This window comes from Paenarthrobacter sp. 10L420 (genome assembly GCF_056395385.1).
In genome coordinates this window covers 1-726 of record NZ_JBFTJK010000076.1, presented here as the reverse complement: position 1 = coordinate 726, position 726 = coordinate 1, and the positions used below count along the sequence as shown (strand labels likewise).

Below are 726 nucleotides of genomic sequence, written 5' to 3'. Positions count from 1 at the left end.
TCATGTGTCGGGGGGCCGGTTCGGGATCAATGTCGTGGCGGGGTGGTTCCCGGAGGAGTTCGCCATGTTCGGCCTCACCCAGCGGGAGCACCAGGCCCGGTACGCCTACGCTGATGAGTGGACGACGCTGTTGAAGCGGTTGTGGACCGGGGACACTCCGGTGGATTTCAACGGTGAGTACGTCAAGGCTGTTGACGCGTTCTCGGACCCGCACCCGTTGCAGGACCCCTACCCGGTGATTATGAATGCGGGCACGTCCGGTCCCGGCCGTGAGTTCGCCGCCACGCACAGTGACCTCATTTTCGCGTCCTTGCAGGACATGGCGACCGCGCAGCGTCAGATTGCCGAGATCAAGCAGCAGGCGCGGGTCTCCCACGGTCGTGAGGTGCGTGTTTTCGGGCGGGTGCACATCGTGTGTCGGCCGACCGAGCAGGAAGCTCAGCAGTACTTCCGCTGGGTGCACCGCGACAACGCGGATGTTGCCGCGATCGAGAAGTTGCTTGCGGGGGTTTCCGCCAACTCGGACAGTTTCGACGTTGATCCGGAAGAGCACGCCAAGACCATCGAGCGGCTCGCCGCCGGCCGCGGTGCGATGACCGCGGTGGGTACCCCTGAGCAGGTCGTCGCAACACTGTTGGAACTGTCCAACGCCGGACTCGACGGGGTAGCGATCTCCTGGGTCAACTACGACGAGGGACTCCAGCAGATGGAAGACGACATCCTGCC

The 726-nt window shown here is 64.0% G+C and carries 1 protein-coding gene; it reads left to right on the top strand.

Annotation, left to right across the window (positions count from 1 at the left end; translation table 11 throughout):
- Nucleotides 1–4: 4 nt before the first annotated feature.
- Nucleotides 5–726: LLM class flavin-dependent oxidoreductase (locus AC1DD5_RS25735; protein ID WP_477523138.1), on the top strand; the 722-nt coding region annotated here is incomplete at its 3' end.